Source organism: Bacteroides finegoldii DSM 17565, assembly GCF_000156195.1.
Classification (GTDB): Bacteria; Bacteroidota; Bacteroidia; order Bacteroidales; family Bacteroidaceae; genus Bacteroides; species Bacteroides finegoldii.
This window is the reverse complement of the sequence record NZ_GG688336.1, coordinates 31,573-51,288: the sequence shown is the minus strand read 5'-3', so window position 1 is coordinate 51,288 and position 19,716 is coordinate 31,573. Positions and strand designations below refer to the sequence as shown.

Annotated in this window: 15 protein-coding genes and 2 pseudogenes; 9 read left to right on the top strand and 8 right to left on the bottom strand. The window is 43.7% G+C overall.

Going from position 1 to position 19,716, the window contains the following annotated elements:
* Positions 1-286: 286 nt before the first annotated feature.
* The 6 genes from bioD to BACFIN_RS01590 form a co-directional block, all read right to left on the bottom strand.
* The gene (bioD, locus tag BACFIN_RS01565; RefSeq protein ID WP_007757791.1) at positions 287-934 is read right to left on the bottom strand and encodes a dethiobiotin synthase; all 648 of its coding nucleotides are present in this window, start codon (positions 932-934) and stop codon (positions 287-289) included.
* Positions 931-1,689, bottom strand: a complete 759-nt coding sequence (gene bioC, locus BACFIN_RS01570; RefSeq protein WP_007757784.1) for a malonyl-ACP O-methyltransferase BioC — start codon at positions 1,687-1,689, stop codon at positions 931-933. The genes bioD and bioC overlap by 4 nt, the downstream gene beginning before the upstream one ends.
* Before the next feature lie 9 nt (positions 1,690-1,698).
* Positions 1,699-2,358: a DUF452 family protein gene (locus tag BACFIN_RS01575; RefSeq protein ID WP_007757783.1), complete on the bottom strand. Its 660-nt coding sequence runs from the start codon at positions 2,356-2,358 to the stop codon at positions 1,699-1,701.
* The gene (locus BACFIN_RS01580; protein WP_007757781.1) at positions 2,355-3,509 is read right to left on the bottom strand and encodes an 8-amino-7-oxononanoate synthase; all 1,155 of its coding nucleotides are present in this window, start codon (positions 3,507-3,509) and stop codon (positions 2,355-2,357) included. The genes BACFIN_RS01575 and BACFIN_RS01580 overlap by 4 nt, the downstream gene beginning before the upstream one ends.
* Before the next feature lie 22 nt (positions 3,510-3,531).
* Positions 3,532-5,943: an adenosylmethionine--8-amino-7-oxononanoate transaminase gene (bioA, locus tag BACFIN_RS01585; protein WP_007757778.1), complete on the bottom strand. Its 2,412-nt coding sequence runs from the start codon at positions 5,941-5,943 to the stop codon at positions 3,532-3,534.
* 77 nt (positions 5,944-6,020) lie between these two features.
* Positions 6,021-7,145 carry a DUF4421 domain-containing protein gene (locus BACFIN_RS01590; RefSeq protein ID WP_032839960.1) on the bottom strand — a complete coding sequence of 375 codons (1,125 nt, stop codon included), beginning with the start codon at positions 7,143-7,145 and terminating at the stop codon, positions 6,021-6,023.
* Positions 7,146-7,306: 161 nt separating this feature from the next.
* Here BACFIN_RS01590 and BACFIN_RS01595 point away from each other — a divergent pair, with 161 nt between their 5' ends.
* The 3 genes from BACFIN_RS01595 to BACFIN_RS01605 all read left to right on the top strand — a co-directional run bounded on the left by BACFIN_RS01595 (position 7,307) and on the right by BACFIN_RS01605 (position 12,928).
* Entirely contained in the window at positions 7,307-10,435 is a 3,129-nt protein-coding gene (locus tag BACFIN_RS01595) for a SusC/RagA family TonB-linked outer membrane protein (protein WP_007757775.1), read from the top strand.
* A 13-nt stretch (positions 10,436-10,448) separates the two neighbouring features.
* On the top strand, positions 10,449-11,930 hold the full coding sequence (locus BACFIN_RS01600; RefSeq protein WP_007757773.1) for a RagB/SusD family nutrient uptake outer membrane protein: 1,482 nt from the start codon (positions 10,449-10,451) through the stop codon (positions 11,928-11,930).
* Positions 11,931-12,121: 191 nt separating this feature from the next.
* Positions 12,122-12,928 carry a hypothetical protein gene (locus BACFIN_RS01605; protein ID WP_007757771.1) on the top strand — a complete coding sequence of 269 codons (807 nt, stop codon included), beginning with the start codon at positions 12,122-12,124 and terminating at the stop codon, positions 12,926-12,928.
* Between the two features lie 108 nt (positions 12,929-13,036).
* On the opposite strand, the gene BACFIN_RS01610 is transcribed toward BACFIN_RS01605, so the two are convergent.
* On the bottom strand, positions 13,037-14,251 hold the full coding sequence (locus BACFIN_RS01610) for an MFS transporter (protein WP_007757770.1): 1,215 nt from the start codon (positions 14,249-14,251) through the stop codon (positions 13,037-13,039).
* Between the two features lie 178 nt (positions 14,252-14,429).
* On the opposite strand from BACFIN_RS01610, the gene BACFIN_RS01615 reads away from it, so the two are divergent.
* The 5 genes and pseudogenes from BACFIN_RS01615 (at position 14,430) to uxuA (ending at position 18,491) form a co-directional block, all read left to right on the top strand.
* Complete coding sequence (locus tag BACFIN_RS01615) at positions 14,430-14,675, top strand: GlsB/YeaQ/YmgE family stress response membrane protein (protein WP_007757769.1); 246 nt, start codon at positions 14,430-14,432, stop codon at positions 14,673-14,675.
* Between the two features lie 47 nt (positions 14,676-14,722).
* A pseudogene (locus BACFIN_RS21070) lies at positions 14,723-15,011 on the top strand (YtxH domain-containing protein).
* A 377-nt stretch (positions 15,012-15,388) separates the two neighbouring features.
* Positions 15,389-16,459 carry a LacI family DNA-binding transcriptional regulator gene (locus BACFIN_RS01620; protein ID WP_007757764.1) on the top strand — a complete coding sequence of 357 codons (1,071 nt, stop codon included), beginning with the start codon at positions 15,389-15,391 and terminating at the stop codon, positions 16,457-16,459.
* Positions 16,460-16,479: 20 nt separating this feature from the next.
* On the top strand, positions 16,480-17,292 hold the full coding sequence (locus BACFIN_RS01625; protein WP_007757761.1) for an SDR family oxidoreductase: 813 nt from the start codon (positions 16,480-16,482) through the stop codon (positions 17,290-17,292).
* Between the two features lie 29 nt (positions 17,293-17,321).
* Complete coding sequence (gene uxuA, locus BACFIN_RS01630; RefSeq protein ID WP_007757757.1) at positions 17,322-18,491, top strand: mannonate dehydratase; 1,170 nt, start codon at positions 17,322-17,324, stop codon at positions 18,489-18,491.
* A gap of 83 nt (positions 18,492-18,574) precedes the next feature.
* On the opposite strand, the pseudogene BACFIN_RS22105 reads toward uxuA, so the two are convergent.
* Positions 18,575-18,664 (bottom strand): annotated as a pseudogene (locus tag BACFIN_RS22105) (DNA polymerase III subunit epsilon); the annotation flags it as partial.
* A gap of 170 nt (positions 18,665-18,834) precedes the next feature.
* Here BACFIN_RS22105 and BACFIN_RS21065 point away from each other — a divergent pair.
* Positions 18,835-19,716 (top strand): ATP-binding protein (locus tag BACFIN_RS21065; RefSeq protein ID WP_007757755.1); only part of this gene is annotated, 882 nt, incomplete at its 3' end.

Here is a 19,716-nt window from a genome sequence, read left to right as displayed (position 1 = left end):
AATCTGACTAAAATAACAGGAAAAACAGGAGAGGTTTTAACTTCCCCTAAAAAAGACATGTACATAATGCATGGGTGGGAAGGAAAAAACAAGAATATGTAAACAATATTCTACAAAAAAGATAGAAGACTGGGAGAGTTGAACGAAAAAATCAAGAGAAAAGCTTTGCTTTACGTGAGCTTTTCTCTTGATTTTTTAGAAAGAGGAACATTTACTGAATATCCCTACCGTGTACGGAAGTTGATTGAACTTCCGTACATATACAGTTAGTTTGTAGTCTGACAGTTTAGAACTCTATTTCAGGAACTAATATGAACTTTGTCTCCGGGAAGTGTTTCTCCAACCATGTCCGGACGAAGTTCATCGTGTCGTTCTGAATCGTCTTGTCTTCTACCGTAGGATACATATTATAGAGAACGGTATCCAGCACAATCCCCCTTTTTTGTATGGCTTCAAGGCTAAGCAAGGTGTGATTGATACTCCCCAGTTTGCCGGAAGTGACAAAGATAAGCGGATATTTCTCTTGGGCAATGTAGTCTATTGTCAGCAGTCCGGTGGTTAGCGGGACCATGAGGCCGCCTGCTCCTTCAAGTAAAACATAGTCGTATCGTTCGCTCAGTTTCTTCGTTGCCCGTTTGATTTTATTGAAGTCGATAGGGCGGTTATCCAACTGCGAGGCGAGGTGGGGGGAAGCGGGATAAGAGAAAATTTCCGGCATAGTCAGTCCTTCTTCATCTTCTTTGGTGAAGGAGATTCCCATAATGCGACGATGCAGGTCGATGTCTTCGGAATGACCTACATTTCCCGTTTGAATAAATTTCTGGGTGATGGTACGTTGTCCGTTCTTGTTCCATTCACGGGCTAGAAAGCCGGTGGCATAACTCTTTCCGGCATCGGTGTCGATACCGGAAACGAAAAATACATTCTGTTTCATGCTTCTTTCTTTTTTGCGATGATATAAATAGGGTGATAGGTCAGAGACACGGAAGTGCCCCGTGTGAATTCTTGGGTATAACGCTCGCTGAATCGCTGTAAATCACGACGGGTCCGCAGTTGTCCGGAAGATATTCCGGTTACTCCCGTTTGCTTCAAGTGATAAAGAACTTTTATGGGATTGTCGAACGAAAGAGGAATGAGTTCTTCTTCCGAATGGAGGATGTCAAAGTCTGCCGACAAGGCGGTTACGAGTTCTTCTCGTGAGCGGTAGGGAAGAGCGTTGCCTGTTAGTCGGCGTATCTCTTTCATATTCTTTTTGCCAAAGGTGCTGAAAGCGAAATAGCCTTGTTTGTTGAGCAACGCGTTACATCTCTTGAAAAAGTTTTCGGGAGATTCGAACCATTGCAAGGCGGAACAGGAAGTAATCAGGGTACTTTCGGCAGGAAAGGGCGCTGTTTCCGCATCTCCCGGCAGGAAAGACACTTGCTCTTTCTTTAGCAAATCTTCGCAGCAATATTTCATCTCCGGGCAGAGGTCGTTCAATAAGAGCATTTCCGGATGAAGAGTCTGAAACAACATACGGGAATAGATTCCCGTGCCGCAACCGAACTCAATCACTTTCGGGCAGGGAGAAGGTAGATGTTCCGTAAGCAGGTGAATCATTTTGTCCGCTATTTGTCTTTGTACGTTTGCTTCTTGCGGATAAGTGGCGATGGCTTTGGTGAAACGTTCTGCGATTAGTTGTTTGTTCATAATAGGTATTTATTGGGTTTGTAGGATTATGCTCTCAAAGAGTTCCTGTTGGTAATGGGCAGCTTCTGAGTATTCAAGAATATCTACCTTGTTTTTCCATGCAAGCCGTTGATTGTCAGGTAGGAATATACGGTCATTCTTTCCTATGATGGCTTTTTGCCATACGAAGTCTGAAGGCGGTAATGACAAGTATTGTTGTTGTATGGCGGCTAGTTCTTCCTTGAGCTCATCGGCCGGACGTTGCGGAGCTACTGTTTGAAATACTTTGTATTCGGCTGCCGAACCGCACATCCTTCTTTGAAACTTTTGCAGTGTTTGTTCGGTCAATCCTTGCAGTGTTCCTTCAAATATAGCTGGTTCAATCCCTTTCGTTTCGTGTATGGGATAGGGAGTTCCATTGATAGCGATACTATGCGAGATGGGCAGAGACGGGTATTGTTTCATGAGTTGAGAAGCTACCCATACCCCCATAGACCATGCGATGAGACGGATTTCGGAATACTCTTGTAATAAGTCGGTATCGAACTCCAAAGAACGATAGTCATAACAAACCATCCAATCCGTATCTGTAGGGCGGATTTGCAGGAAAGGAGTTTCATCCATTCCCCAGCCTGCGAAGAAAAGCAAGAGGCGCTTGGAATTATTCTTTATGATAAAATGTTGTTTCATCCGTTAATCAAAGCTATAAGTTGGTCGATTTCATGTTCTGTGATGTCCGCTGTCAATGAGAAGCGGATACGGGAAGTTCCTTCAGGTACGGTAGGTGGACGGACAGGCAATGCGTAGAATCCTTTACGTTGGAGTTCTTCCGCTTGCAGTATGGCATCTTCGCTCGCTCCTATAATCATGGGGACAATGTGGCTTACTGAAGGGCAATGGTATCCTTTGCCGGTAAGTGCTGTCTTTAGTTTCTCACTGATGCGCAGGAGGTGGGTTCGCTTATATTGAAGAGCGGAGAGATGTTGCAATACCCATGCTGTCCATTGAATATTGACAGGTGGAAGGGCAGTGGTGAATATAAAGGTACGCATCTTGTTAATCAGGTATTCCCGAATAACCTGGCGGCAGACAATGTAAGCTCCTGCTGAGGCGATTGCCTTTCCGAACGTGCCTACCAGGAAATCTATATCGTTGATACAGTCTTGTTCTTCGGCACATCCTAGTCCTTTTTCTCCCCGTACACCGAAGGCATGAGCTTCGTCTACATAAAGAAGAACATTGGAATAGCTCTTTTTCAATCGGACGAGAGCGCAAAGATCGGCTTTATCTCCATCCATACTGAAAATACTTTCGGTAACAATGATGATTTGTGCATAAAGATTGTGATTCTCGGAAACCAAACGTTGCAGTTGGGAGGCGTCATTGTGGCGATAACGGATACATTTGGCGGACGACAATCTGATTCCGTCTATCAGGCTGGCGTGCACCAGCTTATCGGCAAGAATCAGTGTTTGCGCATTGCTGACGGCAGGGAGAATCCCTGTATTGGCATGATAACCACTGTTGAATATGAGTGCGCTTTCTGCTCCGAACATAGTTGCCAACTGTTGTTCCAATGCTTGATAATCGGAAAAGTTACCTGTCAGCAATCGGGAAGAAGAGGAAGTAGGCAGAAATGTTTCGGGAGTCATTGTCTTTAAGAATTCCTCTCTTAATGATACATCATTAGCCAGTCCGAGATAATCATTGGAGGAAAGATTCAACATCCGTTGTCCATTCAGAATAACTTCCCGTCCATCGTGAATCAATGTCGGGAGAGAACGGTAGTTTTTCTTTTCTTTGAGAACAAGCAGTTCTTGGTTGATAGAGTCTAATATCATTATTTATGATTTTGGGTAACTACTAATTTTGAATAACGTTGAGTAATCCGGAGGTCAGTTTACTTAGTTGTTCGGGAGTAATGATGAAAGGTGGCATCAGATAAACCAATTTACCGAATGGACGTACCCAAATACCCTCTTCTACAAATCGCTGTTGCAGGTATGCCATATTCACCGGACGCTTCATCTCAATTACTCCGATAGCGCCCAATACCCGTACATCGGCTACTTGCGGGAACTCCCGTGCAGGAGCCAGCTCTTCTTTGAGTTGGCTTTCGATTCGTTGCACATTCTTCTGCCAGCCGGATTCGAGCAGCAGGCGAACGGATGCGCAAGCCACCGCACAGGCAAGCGGATTGCCCATGAAAGTGGGGCCGTGCATGAAAGCTCCCGGTGCATGATTGGAAATGGTGTCTGCCACCTGATTGCTTGCCAAGACTGCGGAAAGTGTCATATATCCGCCGGTCAACGCTTTACCGATACACATAATATCGGGCTCTACTCTGGCGTGTTCCCAAGCAAAAAGTTTCCCGGTCCGTCCGAATCCTGTCGCTATCTCATCGAAAATCAGAAGAAGGCCATGCTTCCGGCAGAGTTTTTCCGCTTCATGCAAGTATTGCGGATGGTAGAACCACATACCGCCTGCCCCTTGCACAATTGGTTCAAGAATCAGTGCCGCCAACTCTCTGGAATGTTTTTCAATGGTTTCCCGTAAAGGGATGATATCTTCCGGATTCCATTCTCCATCAAAACGGGAAGCGGGGGACGGGACAAAATAACGTACAGGCAATGCCGAACCAAAAAGACTGTGCATACCCGTCACCGGATCACATACAGACATGGCATTCCACGTATCACCGTGATAACCGGAACGGATGGTCACGAAATTATTCTTTTCGGGCTGTCCTGCCGCATACCAATATTGTACGGCCATTTTTAAGGCCACTTCTACGGCTACCGAGCCGGAATCTGCATAGAATATTTTTTGCATGGAGGAAGGAACTAAAGGTAATAGCAATTTTCCCAGTTCGATGGCGGGGTTGTGTGTCAGACCACCGAACATTACATGGGACATCTTGTCTAATTGTTCCTTTGCCGCTTGGTTCAGCACGGGATGGTTGTACCCGTGTACGGCGCACCACCATGAAGACATTCCTTCAATCAACACCCGTCCGTCTTCGAGAGTGATGGTTGCGCCGTCCGCCCGTTTTACTTTGTAAACAGGGAGCGGATCGGTTGTGGAAGTATATGGATGCCAAAGATGTTCACGGTCAAATTGGGAGCTGGCAAAATGATAACCTTCTTCTTGAATCATCTTCTTGTCCTCCGATACTTTAGAACCGAGTGTGGTAAGCAAGTCGCCTACGATAGCCGAGTTGATACCGATATACAGTGCCTTGTGCATAGCTTCGGGAGAGAGTTGCGAGCGTCCGCCGGCAAAACGGAGAAAAGCCGTCGGATTGATGAAACGGAACAGGACGATTGTCCGGAGAATTTCTTCTTCGTTCAAAGGCTTTTCGTTTTCCAATGGTGTACCGGGAATCGGGCTTAGCAGATTTATGGGGATGGATTGAACATTCAGTTCCTTCAGAATAAAAGCGAATTCAATCCGTTGTTCCATCGTTTCTCCCATGCCGATGATACCTCCGCAGCAGATATCCATTCCTACACGGCGGGCGGCGGCAAGTGTGGCAAGTTTCTGCTTTTGTGTGTGGGTGGAACAAAGTTGGGGAAAATAAGAAGGAGCAGTTTCCAGATTGCAATGATAACGGGTAATTCCCGCTTCGTGCAGGGAACGCAGTTCTTCTTCATTAAGTAGTCCCAATGAGGCGCAAAGTTGGATAGACGAATGTCGCCGCATATGGCGGACTGTGTCGCAAAGTTGGGTAATCTGTTTGGGAGAGGGTTTCCGTCCGCTGGTGACGAGGGAGAAACGGTTGATGTCCTGGGCTTCATTATACTGTGCCTGTCGGAGACATTCTTCAGCGGGGAGGAGGTCATAGACTTCGGCTTGCGTCTTGTAGTGGGAGGATTGTGCGCACCATTTACAGTTTTCGGGGCATCTGCCGGATTTGGCGTTGATGATGGAGCACAGGTCGAACTCGTGCGAAGCACGCGCGACGGTAATCTCATGTGCGGCGGCGTAAAGCGCCTCGCTGTCGGCCATATTGGCCAGCCAAGCGGCTTGCTCGGGCGATATATCAATGCCTGCCAGCACTTGGTCTTTAATTTCTTGAAGTGTCATAAATGTATGATAAGGGATAGTTTGTGCAGCATTCTGCTTACGAAGGGCAACATCGACTACATTGGTATGCAGATGTCCGATACATACTTCGCGTCCTAAGCTCGCAAAAGCGGCATAGTTCTTTCTTCCCCAATAGCGGAAACGGGAAAGAAGGGCACGTGTGGGCTGTATGTGACGTTGTTGCTTCACTGATTTTCTATTTTTGTTCTTTTAAAACGGGGCAAATGTACAAAGATTCTTTGGATAAGCAAGCAAGTTGCCTATTTCTAATACTCCCGCTTTGTTTCCTTTTTCCTGTATTCTTTGCGCAGGTGGAAGTTGAAGCCGACATATACCTGAAGAGTGCCGAACCCATTGTCCAAGGAGAAATTGTTGCGATGATAGTTATAGTTCTTTCCGACGAATGAAGTGCCGACAAAATATTTTCCATTGTTATAGACAACGCCTGCCCGAAGCAGAAAATCCAGATTGAACTTACTATACCATGCTTTCCCTTCCTGCGTTTCTGCATCCACATCGGAGGCCTTGTAAGCAATGGCGGGAGTGAGCGACAGACAAGCCAGACAGTTGCGTGCGAATACCCAGTTATAAGCATAGCCGAAACTGATGTTGGCGTTGGTGTATTTTATCTTGTTGACTTTCATGCCGGGATTCATTCTCTCTTGAATATATGCCGGAAGTTGCTGGTAGTCAAAGTCGAGATTATGTTTTGAGATAGAGAACCCGGCTATGAATGTTCCTGCATTGCGCCGTTGGTTGGTGGACTGGCTGAACGCGGCCGGATAAGAAAACTTCCGGTTGTTGAATATATAGTATAAGTTCAGTCCTTTGATGTCTACCTTCAAGCCGCTGAAATCTTCGGAGTAGTCGGAAGGTATTTCATCATAGAAACCTCTGATCTTGTGAATTTTATAATTGTTTCCCGTGCGGCGGTAGAAGATGTCCACGCCTAATTTGGAACTATACAGGCTCAAATCAAACTCTGTCCCTTTGTTTTTCCGGTTTGTTTTGCGGTAAATATCATCAATGTCGACAGACCATCCTAAGAAGATCCATCTCCAACCGAAATACAATCCTATCTTGTTGTGGGGATTGGGAGAAAAGCTAAGCTTCTGCGGTTGAGGAAATTCGCTGGTGACCGAGTAATACTCAAAGTTGCTGAAATGCGTAGCCATCAACGCGTAGTTATAGCGGTTGGGGCTGATGTAGAGCGTGTCGAAGTCACTGAAATTCATAAATTTTTTAATCGCTCTCTTGAAGGCACTTGGCTTGGGGGTGGTGACAGAATCTTCCTGTATGCTGTCGTTTACGGTTATACCCGCCTTTTCAGACTGTGCCTGCAAGGAGAACGACACTAACAAAGAGATATATAAAACAAGCTGTCTTACCATACGGTTCCTTATAACTGTTGGGAATGTCTTTTGTTTCACGAATGTACGACCTTTCATTGATTTATGCTAGTAATCTTCTAAAAAATGTTTTGTTTCCTAAACAATAAACTTCTATGTACTGTTAGTATAGCTCGCAAATATATTTAAAGTCACAGAAAATTATGAGAATCTATTTACGTTTATTAGCAGTGTTTCTTTTGCTTTTTGCAGGAAACATATTGTATGCGGAAGCGCAACAGGAAAAACGCGTGACGGGTACGGTCATCTCTGAGGGGGAACCTCTCCCCGGTGTCTCTGTACAATTGAAAGGAGCTTCCTCCGGAACTATTACCGATATTGATGGAAACTATTCTATTGAGGCTCCCGGCTCCGGAACTTTGGTGTTCCGTTTTGTAGGAATGCGCACGGTGGAACAACCGGTCAACAACCGGAGTGTGATTAATATTACGCTGGAAGCGGAAAGTAAGGAGTTGGATGAGGTTATGGTAGTCGCTTACGCTACTGCAAAGAAATATAGCTTTACCGGAGCTGCTTCGACCATGAAAGCAGGGGAAATTGAGAAGTTGCAGACTTCCAGTGTATCCCGTGTATTGGAAGGTACGGTGTCCGGTGTGCAGGCAAGTGCGGCAAGCGGTCAGCCGGGAACGGATGCGGAAATCCGTATTCGTGGTATCGGCTCTATCAATGCCTCCAGTGCTCCGCTTTATGTGGTGGACGGTGTGCCATTTGACGGTAGCGTCAATGCTATCAACCCAGACGATATCGCTTCGATGACTGTGTTGAAAGATGCGGCTTCGGCTGCTCTGTATGGTTCACGTGGTGCTAATGGAGTGATTATCATCACTACCAAGCAAGGAGAACAGAACTCGAAAGCAACGGTGAAAGTGAAGGCTTCGTTAGGAGGTTCCAATCGAGCCGTTCGTGATTATGATCGTGTCAGTACCAATCAATATTTTGAATTGTATTGGGAAGCACTCCGTAACCGGTATGCCGGAAGTCCGGATTATACTCCGGCGACCGCTGCAGCGCAAGCCTCCAAAGATTTGGTTACCAAATTGATGGGAGGCGGTCCCAATCCTTATGGTCCGCAATATGCGCAACCGGTGGGCACGGATGGCAAATTGGTGGAGGGTGCACGTCCGTTGTGGAATTCCGATTGGAGCGATGCTATGGAGCAACAGGCACTCCGTACGGAACTGAACCTGAGTGTTTCCGGTGGTGGTAAAGCCAATCAGTATTTCTTCTCTGCCGGTTATCTGAATGATAAAGGAATTGCGCTTGAATCCGGCTATCAGCGTTTCAATATCCGCTCCAACGTTACCAGTGAAATGACTTCCTGGTTGAAAGGGGGTGTCAATCTGAGTTTTGCCCATTCCATGCAGAATTATCCGGTTTCTTCCGACTCTAAAGTCAGTAACGTGATAACTGCCGGACGTACCATGCCGGGTTTTTATCCGATTTATGAGATGAATACCGACGGCAGTTATAAATTGGATGAGAACGGAGACCGTATCTATGATTTCGGCTCTTACCGTCCTTCCGGTTCGATGGCAAACTGGAACTTGCCCGCTACGTTGCCTTTGGATAAGTCGGAACGTATGAAAGATGAAATTTCCGGCCGTACCTTTCTGGAAGCTACGATTATCGAGGGATTGAAGTTTAAGACAAGTTTCAATTTCGATTTGATAAACTATAATACTTTGGATTATACGAATCCCAAGATCGGTCCGGCTAAGGAGAACGGGGGAAGTGTCAGTCGGATGAATACCCGTACTTTCTCTTGGACGTGGAATAATATTGCTACGTATGACAAGACGATTGGGGAACATCATTTCAATGTTCTTGCCGGTATTGAGGCGTATTCGTATCGTTACGATGAACTGACTGCGTCACGTTCAAAGATGGCACAACCTGATATGCCGGAACTGGTAGTCGGCTCTCAGTTGACAGGAGGATCGGGATATCGCATTGATTATGCATTGGTGGGGTATCTCACGCAATTGTTATATGATTATCGGAACAAATACTTCTTCTCGGCTTCTTACCGCCGTGACGGTTCTTCACGCTTTGCACCGGAAACCCGTTGGGGTAATTTCTGGTCGTTGGGTACTTCCTGGCGTGTAGACCGGGAAGAGTTTATGGCAAGTACTTCCGACTGGCTTTCCGCACTGACTTTGAAAATGAGCTACGGTGCGCAGGGAAATGATAACTTGGGTACGTATTACGCAAGTAAGGGACTTTATTCCATCGTTTCCAATTTGGGAGAGAATGCGTTGGTATCCGACCGTATGGCAACTCCTAATCTGAAATGGGAAACGAATCTGAACTTTAATTTGGGAATGGATTTCTCACTGTTCAATAACCGTTTCTCCGGTTCGTTCGATTTCTTTACACGCCGTTCAAAAGATTTGCTTTATTCCCGTCCGATTGCTCCCTCTCTGGGATATGGTTTTATTGACGAGAATGTGGGAGCTTTGAAGAATACGGGTATCGAATTGGTGCTTAACGGAACGGTTATCAATCAGAACGGCTGGGTTTGGAAGCTGGGTATGAACCTGACTCACTATAAGAATAAGGTAACGGAACTTCCATTGAAAGATATGCCGCAGAGTGGAGTAAACAAACTTCAGGTAGGTCGCTCGGTATATGATTTCTATATGAAAGAGTGGGCGGGCGTAGATCCGGACAATGGAAAGCCGTTGTGGTATGCAGATGAACTGGACGCTGATGATAATCCGACGGGCAAACGTGTGACAACGAGTGATTATGCTTCGGCCGATTATTATTATGTCAATAAATCCTCGCTTCCTAAAGTGTATGGTGGGTTCAATACGTCGCTTTCCTGGAAAGGGTTCGACTTGTCTGCCATTTTTGCTTATAGTATCGGAGGGTATATCTACAATCGTGATATAACGATGATTCTACATAACGGCAGCCTGGAAGGACGTGCCTGGTCGACTGAAATCCTAAGACGTTGGACACCGGACAACCGCTACACAGACGTGCCTGCTCTAAGTACGACTTCCAATAACTGGAACTCGGCGTCCACTCGGTTCTTGCAGAATAATTCTTATATGCGGCTGAAAAACCTGACGCTCTCTTACAACCTGCCCAAACCGTGGGTCAGTAAGCTGGCATTGAGCAGTGTGCAGGTGTATGTGCAAGGAGATAATTTATTTACCATTCACAAGAATCAAGGATTGGACCCCGAACAGGGAATTACCGGAATTACCTATTATCGTTATCCGGCTATGCGGACTATTTCCGGAGGTATTAACATTGCTTTCTAAATCAGACTAAATTATGAGAAAAATAAAAATACAATCTATTCTGGCAGCCATTGCCGGACTTCTTCTGGCAACGGGTTGCAGTAGCAGTTTCCTGGATACAGATCCCACAGATGCGGTGAGTTCCGAGAAAGTACCTGTGCCCGAAAATGCGGAGGCGCTTGTGAACGGTGCCTGGTATAATCTGTTTGACTATTCGAGTACTTATGCCAATATCGGTTATCGTGCGCTTCAGTGTCTGGATGACATGATGGCAAGTGATGTCGTTTCCCGTCCGAAATACGGTTTCAATTCTTCGTATCAGTTCGATGACATTGCTATATCTTCAAACAGCAGAACGGAATTTGCCTGGTATCTGATGTATAAAACGATAGATAACTGCAACACGGCTCTTTCCATTAAAGGGGATTCGGAAGAACTCCGGAAGGCTCAAGGGCAAGCGTTGGTCCTGCGTGCCTTTTGCTATCTGCACTTGGTGCAACATTATCAGTTCACGTATTTGAAAGATAAAGATGCGCCTTGCGTACCTATTTATACTGAGCCGAGCAATAACACTACCGTTCCGAAAGGGAAATCAACGGTAGCTCAAGTTTACCAACGTATTTTCGAGGATTTGGCTTTGGCGCAGGATTATTTGAAGAATTACGTTCGGAGTGGTGATAACCAGAAGTTCAAACCGGATCTGGCTGTGGTAAACGGACTTTTGGCCCGTGCCTATTTGCTGACCGGGCAGTGGGAGGAAGCTGCAAAGGCTGCCGCATCTGCTCGTAAGGACTATTCATTGATGACGACTACTGCCGAATATGAGGGATTCAATAATATCTCCAATCAAGAGTGGATATGGGGATTTCCTCAAATCCCTTCTCAATCGGATGCGAGTTATAATTTTTACTATTTGGATGCGACATACGTCGGAGCTTACAGCAGTTTCATGGCCGACCCTCATTTGAAAGATACTTTTGTTGAAGGTGACATCCGTTTGCCTTTGTTTCAGTGGATGCGCGAAGGATATCTGGGATATAAAAAGTTCCATATGCGTGCGGACGATACGGCTGATTTGGCGTTGATGCGTGCTGCTGAGATGTATCTGATAGAAGCCGAAGCGAATGTCCGCGACGGTATGGAATTATCTCAGGCTGTGATTCCTTTGAATACGTTGCGCAATGCTCGCGGAGTAGTGGATTATGATGTGGCGGGAAAATCACGGGAAGATGTGATTAATGAAATCTTGCTGGAACGTCGTCGAGAACTTTGGGGAGAAGGCTTTGGGATTACGGACATACTCCGCACTCAGAAAGCTGTAGAACGTACTGCTTTATCAGAAGAAATGCAGAAAACAGAAGTAGACTGTTGGCAAGAAGGAGGTGGATTCGCCAAACGGAATCCATTGGGACATTGGTTCCTCCGTTTCCCGGACACTACGCCATTTACAGCAAATAGTACTTATTACCTGTATGCCATTCCACAAAAAGAAATAAATGCTAATCCTAACTTATAAATAGCTCTCTTAATTTTTTGACTTTAACCTTAACTTGTAGACCGGTATACGTCGCGATGATGCATACCGGTCATTTTTGTATTATTCTGAAAAAAATGTCTTATCGGGATACTATGTGCGGAATATTTGTACCTTTGTGAACAGATATCTCTTAAAAAATAAAATATACATATTAAATAAACTCAGTACGCATGAAAACGAAACACGTAATTACAATATTGATGGTTATCATCTCCGGTTGGGGAATCGTATCTTGTGATGATGATAATGAACGTTTCTTCCTTTATCAGATAGATGAAGTCGTTTTTCCCGATCAAGCTATTAGTAGTACTGCCATAAACATAGTAGGTGGCGGTAGTGTCGGAATCACAGGAGGAAAAGCTCCTTATACAGCTGAAATAGAAGATGAACAAATAGCTACGGTGAAGGTCGATGAAGATAGGGTAAGAATATCTCCCGTAAAACTGGGAACGACTAGTCTTATAGTGAAAGATGCGGATGGGTTGACCGTTAAGATTGGAGTTAAAGTGGTGGAATCTGTACAAAGATTTATGAGTAATGCCGTATACGTGAAGATTGAAGATGAAAATGTTAATGAGGCAAACAAAGAGACATTAGAAGAATTAGAGGCTCAAGTCATTGCCGATGGTTTTTTAAAAGCTACCGGATATGTGAGGTTTGTGTATAACACTAAAGATAGCGGTGAAATGACATTGCTTGCGGAAAATACAGCTGGTGCTAAAATAATAACTGCTCCTTTTGAAAAAGTAATTAAGCAGATAGGTGAAGAATCATATTCTGCATTTTTAGTAAACTATGAAGATAGGACACATGAGTTTTACTTAACTGCTCCCGAAAGGCCGGAACCGGATACCCGTTCATTGGGACCTATGCCATGCTGGTTGGTGGAAGATGTGACGGAAATATATAAAGCACAGTATTCGGAACTAGGTTTGACTTCTGTCCGCCGAGTCTGTATTGGTAGCTTAAGCCGTTAAATATCGGCTATAAAGATTCACATCTTATAGAATAAAGTGCCCCTCAAAAGTTCGGATTATAACTTCTGAGGGGCATTTTATTTGGCTTGTTACAATTTTAAAGAAACACTATGGTTGCCAATCAATTTTCTTTTTCTTCAAATTGGGTAGAAAGAAGGTTACTAATCCCAATAGCGGCATATAAGCACAAATATTATATACGTATTCAATGCTTGTTTTATCTGCTAAATTACCGAGCACGGCAGAGGCTACACCGGCCACTCCGAAAGCAAATCCAAAGAACAGACCTGATATCAGTCCGAGCTTGGTCGGAAGCAATTCCTGTGCGTAAAGTAATATAGCCGGAAAAGCGGAAGAAAGCATTAATCCCACGCAGAAACTAAGAATAACAGTCCACATCAGATTGGCGTGCGGCATGAGTAAACTGAATGGGGCGGCTCCCAGAATAGAAGACCAAATAACATACTTACGACCGATACGGTCACCGACGGGACCTCCGATTAGCGTTCCGATGGCAGTAGCAACTAAAAAAATGAATAGATACAATTGTGATTCCTGTACTGTAACATTGAATTTGTGAATTAGATAAAACGTATAATAACTGGTCAGACTTGCCATATAGATGTATTTCGAGAAGATCAGTATTAATAAGATACCGATAGAAATAGCAGTTTTATCCATAGGTAGGGGAAGAAGAACCGGTTTTCTTACGCTGACGGTTTGTGCCTTCATCCGGTTCAGATAAGATTTATACCATTTGCAGATCGGATACATGACCACGATAGCTGCGATGGCCACAAATGCAAATATGAAAAGATGTTGTCGTCCATAAGGTGCAACCAGCAAAGCTACCAATAACGGCCCTAATGAGCCTCCGAAATTACCGCCTACCTGGAACAGTGATTGGGCGAGTCCGCGTTTTCCGCCGGAAGCAAGGAAGGTGATACGGGAAGCTTCCGGATGAAGTACCGAAGAGCCGATTCCGATTAAGAACACAGATAATAGTATCCAATAGAGATTGTTGGAAAATGCTAAGTTCACTAAACCTACCATTGTGAAACTCATTCCGATAGGCAACGACCATGCAACGGGATATTTATCGAAAATGATTCCGGTAATTGGCTGGAATACCGAAGCTGAAAGCTGATAGACCAATGTGATAAAACCGATTTGTGCAAAACTCAGTCCTAAATCATCTTTAAATAGCGGATAAGCTGCTGAAACAACAGATTGTAAAAGGTCATTGAGACAATGTGAGAGGCTTAATGCTATTAAAATGGAGAACGTAATTTTCCCTACGGGTTGTTCTTGATTTTGTACCATAATACCTATTATCTATTGAAATGTTCCTGAAAAATTGACCGCAAAGGTACATAAACTTTTGCAAAGTAAAGAGAAATATGAGTTTTAAGACTAAGGATTGTAAATTGTGGTTAATTCATTTTTCATTGGCTGAACTATTCTTTGCACTTACTGTTGTTACCTTAAAAAGGAGGATTATATGGGCTTTATTTGGTATATCATTATTGGTATTGTGGCTGGATTTCTTGCTGGTAAAATAATGCGTGGCGGAGGTTTTGGGCTTATCATAAATCTATTGCTTGGTATTCTTGGAGGTGTGTTAGGCGGTTGGGTGTTTGCACTTTTCGGCCTTGCGGCTTCCGGATTGATTGGAAGTCTGATTACTTCCACAGTAGGTGCTGTCCTGGTGTTATGGATTGCTTCGTTGTTCTCGAAATCTCGATGAGTAGTAGTATTTTATATAATTTATTAATCTAAAAAACGAACTTAATTATGGAATGTAGACATGGTAATTTCTGGATTGGACTCGGAATCGGGTCGATTCTAGGTGCGGTAGCTTATCGCCTCTCACGTACCGCAAAAGCAAAACAATTGGAGAATGACATTTATGATGCGATTCATCGTATAGGTCGTGATGCGGAAGCGGCAGCAGCTTGTGCTGAAAAAAAAAGCAATGAATTTGGGAGTTAAAGCTGTGGAAACCGGAGCTGACATCGCCAATAAAGTAGCGGAGGAAGCTGATAAGGTAGCTGGTAAGGTAAAGGATAAATGGGAAAAATAAGAAAATCAGGATTGGTAATCGGCTTCATTTAAGTTGATTACCAGTTTTTTATGATGGTTAACTGCTGTCTGTATAAATTGAATATTAGTTGTGTGTCCGTGCACACTTTGCACGTTTCATCTTTCTTCTCAGTCTTTTCTGAGGGTAAAACTCCCTCTTTTTTATACTTCTCTTTCCTTTGGAATATACTTTTTATTAATTATTCTGTTGTATTTCTTATGTTTAACAACATGAATGTATTTCTTTGTTTCTTGTTAAATATTTGAATATTAGCGGTATATCTTCTTTGTTCTGTAGTGGTGTGTGCGCACACACTATTGCATGATTCAATAATTCATTTTACTTTTGTCAGCGAAAAACAAGATACTTCTTATTATATGGATAAAGAATTCTCAAATATTCGTATTGTAGACATCGCTAAAATGGCTGGTGTCTCTGTCGGTACGGTAGACCGGGTTATTCATAATCGTGGACGGGTATCTGAGGAAAACAGAAAGAAAGTACAGGCTATTTTAGAGATGGTTCACTACCAGCCCAATCTTATGGCGCGGTCATTAGCCTCTAAAAAACAGTATCATTTTGTTGCCATTATTCCGTCTTTTACTCAAGGAGAATACTGGGAAGCTATTTCGGAAGGTATTGACAAAGTAGCTGCGGAAATGGAAACATATAATATAACTATTACCAAGCTTTTTTTCGACCAATATAACAACAAGACTTTTGATGATATTACCCGTAATTTATTGGATGAGAAGGTGGATGGGGTGTTAATAGCCACATTGTTTACAGATTCTGTGATTCGTCTTTCGCAGGAGTTGGACAGAAACGAGATTCCTTATGTTTATGTCGATTCTAATATTGAAGGGCAACATCAATTGGCTTATTTCGGTACGGAATCATACGATGCGGGAGTCATTGCAGCCCGATTGCTGACGGATCGGCTTTCGCCCACCTCAGATATTTTGATGGCACGGATTGTTCATAGTGGTAAGAACGATTCCAATCAGGGTAAGAACCGTAGAGATGGATTTTGTTATTATCTGAAGGAGGTCGGATTCTCCGGAAAGTTGCATGAAGTGGAATTGAAAATCAGTGATTCGGTATATAATTTTGCCAAGCTCAATGAAATATTCGAGTTAAATCCTGGTATAAAAGGGGCTATTATATTCAACTCTACCTGCTACATTTTGGGAAATTACTTGAAGACGAGAGGGATGCAAGCGGTAAAACTGGTAGGTTACGACCTCATCGAGAGAAATACCCAATTACTTTCCGAAGGTGTTATTACTGCACTGATTGCGCAGCGTCCTGAAAGACAGGGGTATGAAGGAATCAAGTCGCTATGCAATTATTTGTTATTCAAGCAAAAATCGGAAAAGGTGAACTTAATGCCGATTGATATTCTCTTGAGAGAAAATCTGAAGTATTATCTGAACAATAAACTATAAACATATAAATTTTTAGAACTATGAATGAATTATTTAACGTAAAAGGCAAAGTAGTTGTAATTACCGGTGGAGCCGGAATCTTAGGTAAAGGTATTGCTGCATATCTTGCAAAAGAAGGTGCAAAAGTAGTGGTACTTGACAGAAGTGAAGAAGCTGGAAAAGCATTGGTAGAAAGTATCAAGGCAGAAGGAAACGAAGCTAAGTTCCTTTATACGGATGTAATGGACAAAGAAGTTCTGGAAGGCAACAAAGTGGAAATAATGAAAGCGTATGGACGCATTGATGTTTTGTTGAATGCTGCCGGTGGTAATATGGCAGGTGCTACAATCGCACCGGACAAGACATTCTTTGACTTGCAGATTGACGCATTCAAGAAAGTTGTGGATTTGAATCTGTTCGGTACAGTATTGCCTACAATGGTATTTGCTGAAGTCATGGTTGAACAGAAAAAGGGTTCTATCGTAAACTTCTGTTCTGAATCGGCTCTTCGTCCGTTGACCCGTGTCGTAGGTTACGGTGCAGCGAAAGCAGCGATCGCTAACTTTACCAAATACATGGCTGGTGAACTGGCTTTGAAATTCGGTAATGGTCTGCGTGTAAACGCTATCGCTCCCGGATTTTTCCTGACAGAACAGAACAGAACATTGTTGACGAATCCGGATGGTTCACTGACTGACCGTTCTAAGACTATTCTTGCGCATACTCCGTTCAATCGTTTCGGTGAACCGGAAGACCTTTACGGAACCATTCATTATCTGATTAGTGATGCCTCTAACTTCGTAACAGGTACAGTAGCTGTTATCGATGGTGGATTTGACGCATTCTCAATCTAATTTTAACTTTTAATTTTTTATTTAGCAATATGTATTTATGTGAACAAACTTGGCGCTGGTACGGTCCTAATGATCCGGTGAGCTTATGGGATATTAAGCAAGCAGGCGCTACCGGTATAGTAAATGCCCTTCATCATATTCCGAATGGCGAAGTATGGACTGTAGAAGAAATCATGAAGCGCAAGCAGATGATTGAAGAAGTAGGACTTACATGGTCTGTTGTAGAGAGTGTACCCGTACACGAACATATCAAGACGCAGACCGGCGATTTCATGAAGTATATTGAGAATTATAAGGAAAGTATCCGTAATCTGGCAAAATGTGGAGTAATGGTAGTTACTTACAACTTTATGCCTGTATTGGACTGGACACGTACGGACCTTGCCTATACAATGCCGGACGGCTCTAAAGCACTCCGTTTTGAAAAGGCGGCTTTCATAGCTTTTGATCTTTTCATCTTGAAACGTCCGAATGCGGAAAAAGACTACACTCCGGAAGAAATAGCTAAGGCTAAAGCCCGTTTCGAGCAAATGAGCGAGGATGATAAGAAACTGCTGGTTCGCAATATGATTGCCGGACTGCCCGGTTCGGAAGAAAGTTTTACAGTGGAACAGTTCCAGGAAGCTTTGGACCGTTATAATGATATTGATGCAGAAAAACTTCGTTCCAACTTGATTTTCTTCTTGAAAGAAATTGCCCCTGTTGCCGATGAAGTGGGAGTGAAGCTGGTGATTCACCCGGATGATCCTCCTTATACAATTTTAGGATTGCCGCGTATTCTGAGTACGGAAGAAGATTTCAGAAAACTGATTGAAGCCGTACCTAATGAGTCCAACGGTCTTTGTTTGTGTACAGGCTCTTTCGGTGTGCGTGCCGATAATGACCTTGCAGGTATGATGGAACGTTTTGGCGACCGTGTGAACTTTGTGCATTTGCGCAGTACGCAGCGTGATGAGGAAGGCAACTTCTACGAAGCCAACCACTTGGAAGGAAATGTAGATATGTACAACGTAATGAAGGCTTTTATTCTTTTGCAACAGCGTCGTAAATGCTCTATCGCCATGCGTCCCGACCACGGACATCAGATGATTGATGACTTGAAAAAGAAAACAAATCCTGGATATTCATGCTTAGGTCGCCTTCGCGGCTTGGCGGAACTTCGCGGCTTGGAAATGGGTATCGCCAAGTCTATCCTCTAATCGAAGTACATAGTTAGCACTTTATTATCAAACACTACGGCTATTATTGATTGAAATAATAGTTGTAGTGTTTTTTATTTGCCTTCTTCCGCTTCTATCGTATCATCATAAGTTAATCCGTGAATAGCCGTTGTCCATTGTGTATTGTAATTGGGAGCAGGATGGATTGTTCGTGTAAAAATATTCATTATTAGAGAAAAGCCTTACCTTTGTAAGGGATTGAACATTTTTATTTAATGGATTGAACATTTTTGCTCAAGTGAATAAACATTTTATAGATGATGGGATATAAAAGAGAACAATATTCAGAAGTGATGGCACGCATTAATGAACCTCGCGGAAAATGCAGGTTATTGTTGGGCCACGCCAAGTGGGTAAGTCCACATTGATTGGTCAAGTCCTTGAAGTCTGCAATATGCCTTATGACAGTTATTCGGCTGATGATGTCGTAGGTGCATCTGCAGACTGGCTGGCAGGTGTATGGCAGACAGCTCGTATGCGTATGGACATACGTGGGGAAGGGAAACGCCTATTGGTGGTAGACGAAATACAAAAGATAAATAACTGGAGCGAGACTGTAAAGGCTGAATGGGACAGAGATACCCGTGAAAAACGTGAACCCATAGTCGTATTATTGGGGTCATCACGCATGTTAATCGAAAAGGGACTCACCGAATCATTGGCCGGCAGATATGAGCTAATTCGGCTGACACATTGGACTTTCCCTGAAATGAGAGAATGCTTCGGTTGGAATCTCTACCAATATGTCTATTTTGGTGGGTATCCGGGCGCAGCATCTTATATCACCGATGAGCGTCGTTGGCGAAACTACGTCAAAGACTCTTTGGTTGAACCATCCATCTCGAAGGATGTGCTGATGGATACAAAAATCATGAAGCCACAACTACTCCGCCAACTGTTTGAACTCGGTAGTAGTTATAGTGGCGAGCTACTGTCTCTTACCAAAGTGGCCGCTCAGCTTCAAGATGTAGGCAATGTCACCACGCTGGCTAGTTACCTCCATTTTTGGGATGAATGTGGTTTGCTGTGTGGTTTACAGAAATATGCCGAAGACGATGCTCGCAAATACAACTCAATTCCTAAATTTCAAGTCCATAACAACGCTTTGCGCAACGTGTATGCTGATAAGGACTTCACGGAAATGGCTGAAGATCCTAAAGCTTGGGGGCATTATGTAGGGATATTCAGTAAATGTTCCTCTTTA

What these genes read in the sequence shown, in the direction of transcription:
- bioD (WP_007757791.1), bottom strand. Translation starts at nt 934, where the DNA reads ATGAAACAGAATGTATTTTTCGTTTCCGGTATCGACACCGATGCCGGA.
- bioC (WP_007757784.1), bottom strand. Translation starts at nt 1,689, where the DNA reads ATGAACAAACAACTAATCGCAGAACGTTTCACCAAAGCCATCGCCACT.
- BACFIN_RS01575 (WP_007757783.1), bottom strand. Translation starts at nt 2,358, where the DNA reads ATGAAACAACATTTTATCATAAAGAATAATTCCAAGCGCCTCTTGCTT.
- BACFIN_RS01580 (WP_007757781.1), bottom strand. Translation starts at nt 3,509, where the DNA reads ATGATATTAGACTCTATCAACCAAGAACTGCTTGTTCTCAAAGAAAAG.
- BACFIN_RS01590 (WP_032839960.1), bottom strand. Translation starts at nt 7,145, where the DNA reads ATGGTAAGACAGCTTGTTTTATATATCTCTTTGTTAGTGTCGTTCTCC.
- BACFIN_RS01595 (WP_007757775.1), top strand. Translation starts at nt 7,307, where the DNA reads ATGAGAATCTATTTACGTTTATTAGCAGTGTTTCTTTTGCTTTTTGCA.
- BACFIN_RS01600 (WP_007757773.1), top strand. Translation starts at nt 10,449, where the DNA reads ATGAGAAAAATAAAAATACAATCTATTCTGGCAGCCATTGCCGGACTT.
- BACFIN_RS01605 (WP_007757771.1), top strand. Translation starts at nt 12,122, where the DNA reads ATGAAAACGAAACACGTAATTACAATATTGATGGTTATCATCTCCGGT.
- BACFIN_RS01610 (WP_007757770.1), bottom strand. Translation starts at nt 14,251, where the DNA reads ATGGTACAAAATCAAGAACAACCCGTAGGGAAAATTACGTTCTCCATT.
- BACFIN_RS01615 (WP_007757769.1), top strand. Translation starts at nt 14,430, where the DNA reads ATGGGCTTTATTTGGTATATCATTATTGGTATTGTGGCTGGATTTCTT.
- BACFIN_RS01620 (WP_007757764.1), top strand. Translation starts at nt 15,389, where the DNA reads ATGGATAAAGAATTCTCAAATATTCGTATTGTAGACATCGCTAAAATG.
- BACFIN_RS01625 (WP_007757761.1), top strand. Translation starts at nt 16,480, where the DNA reads ATGAATGAATTATTTAACGTAAAAGGCAAAGTAGTTGTAATTACCGGT.
- uxuA (WP_007757757.1), top strand. Translation starts at nt 17,322, where the DNA reads ATGTATTTATGTGAACAAACTTGGCGCTGGTACGGTCCTAATGATCCG.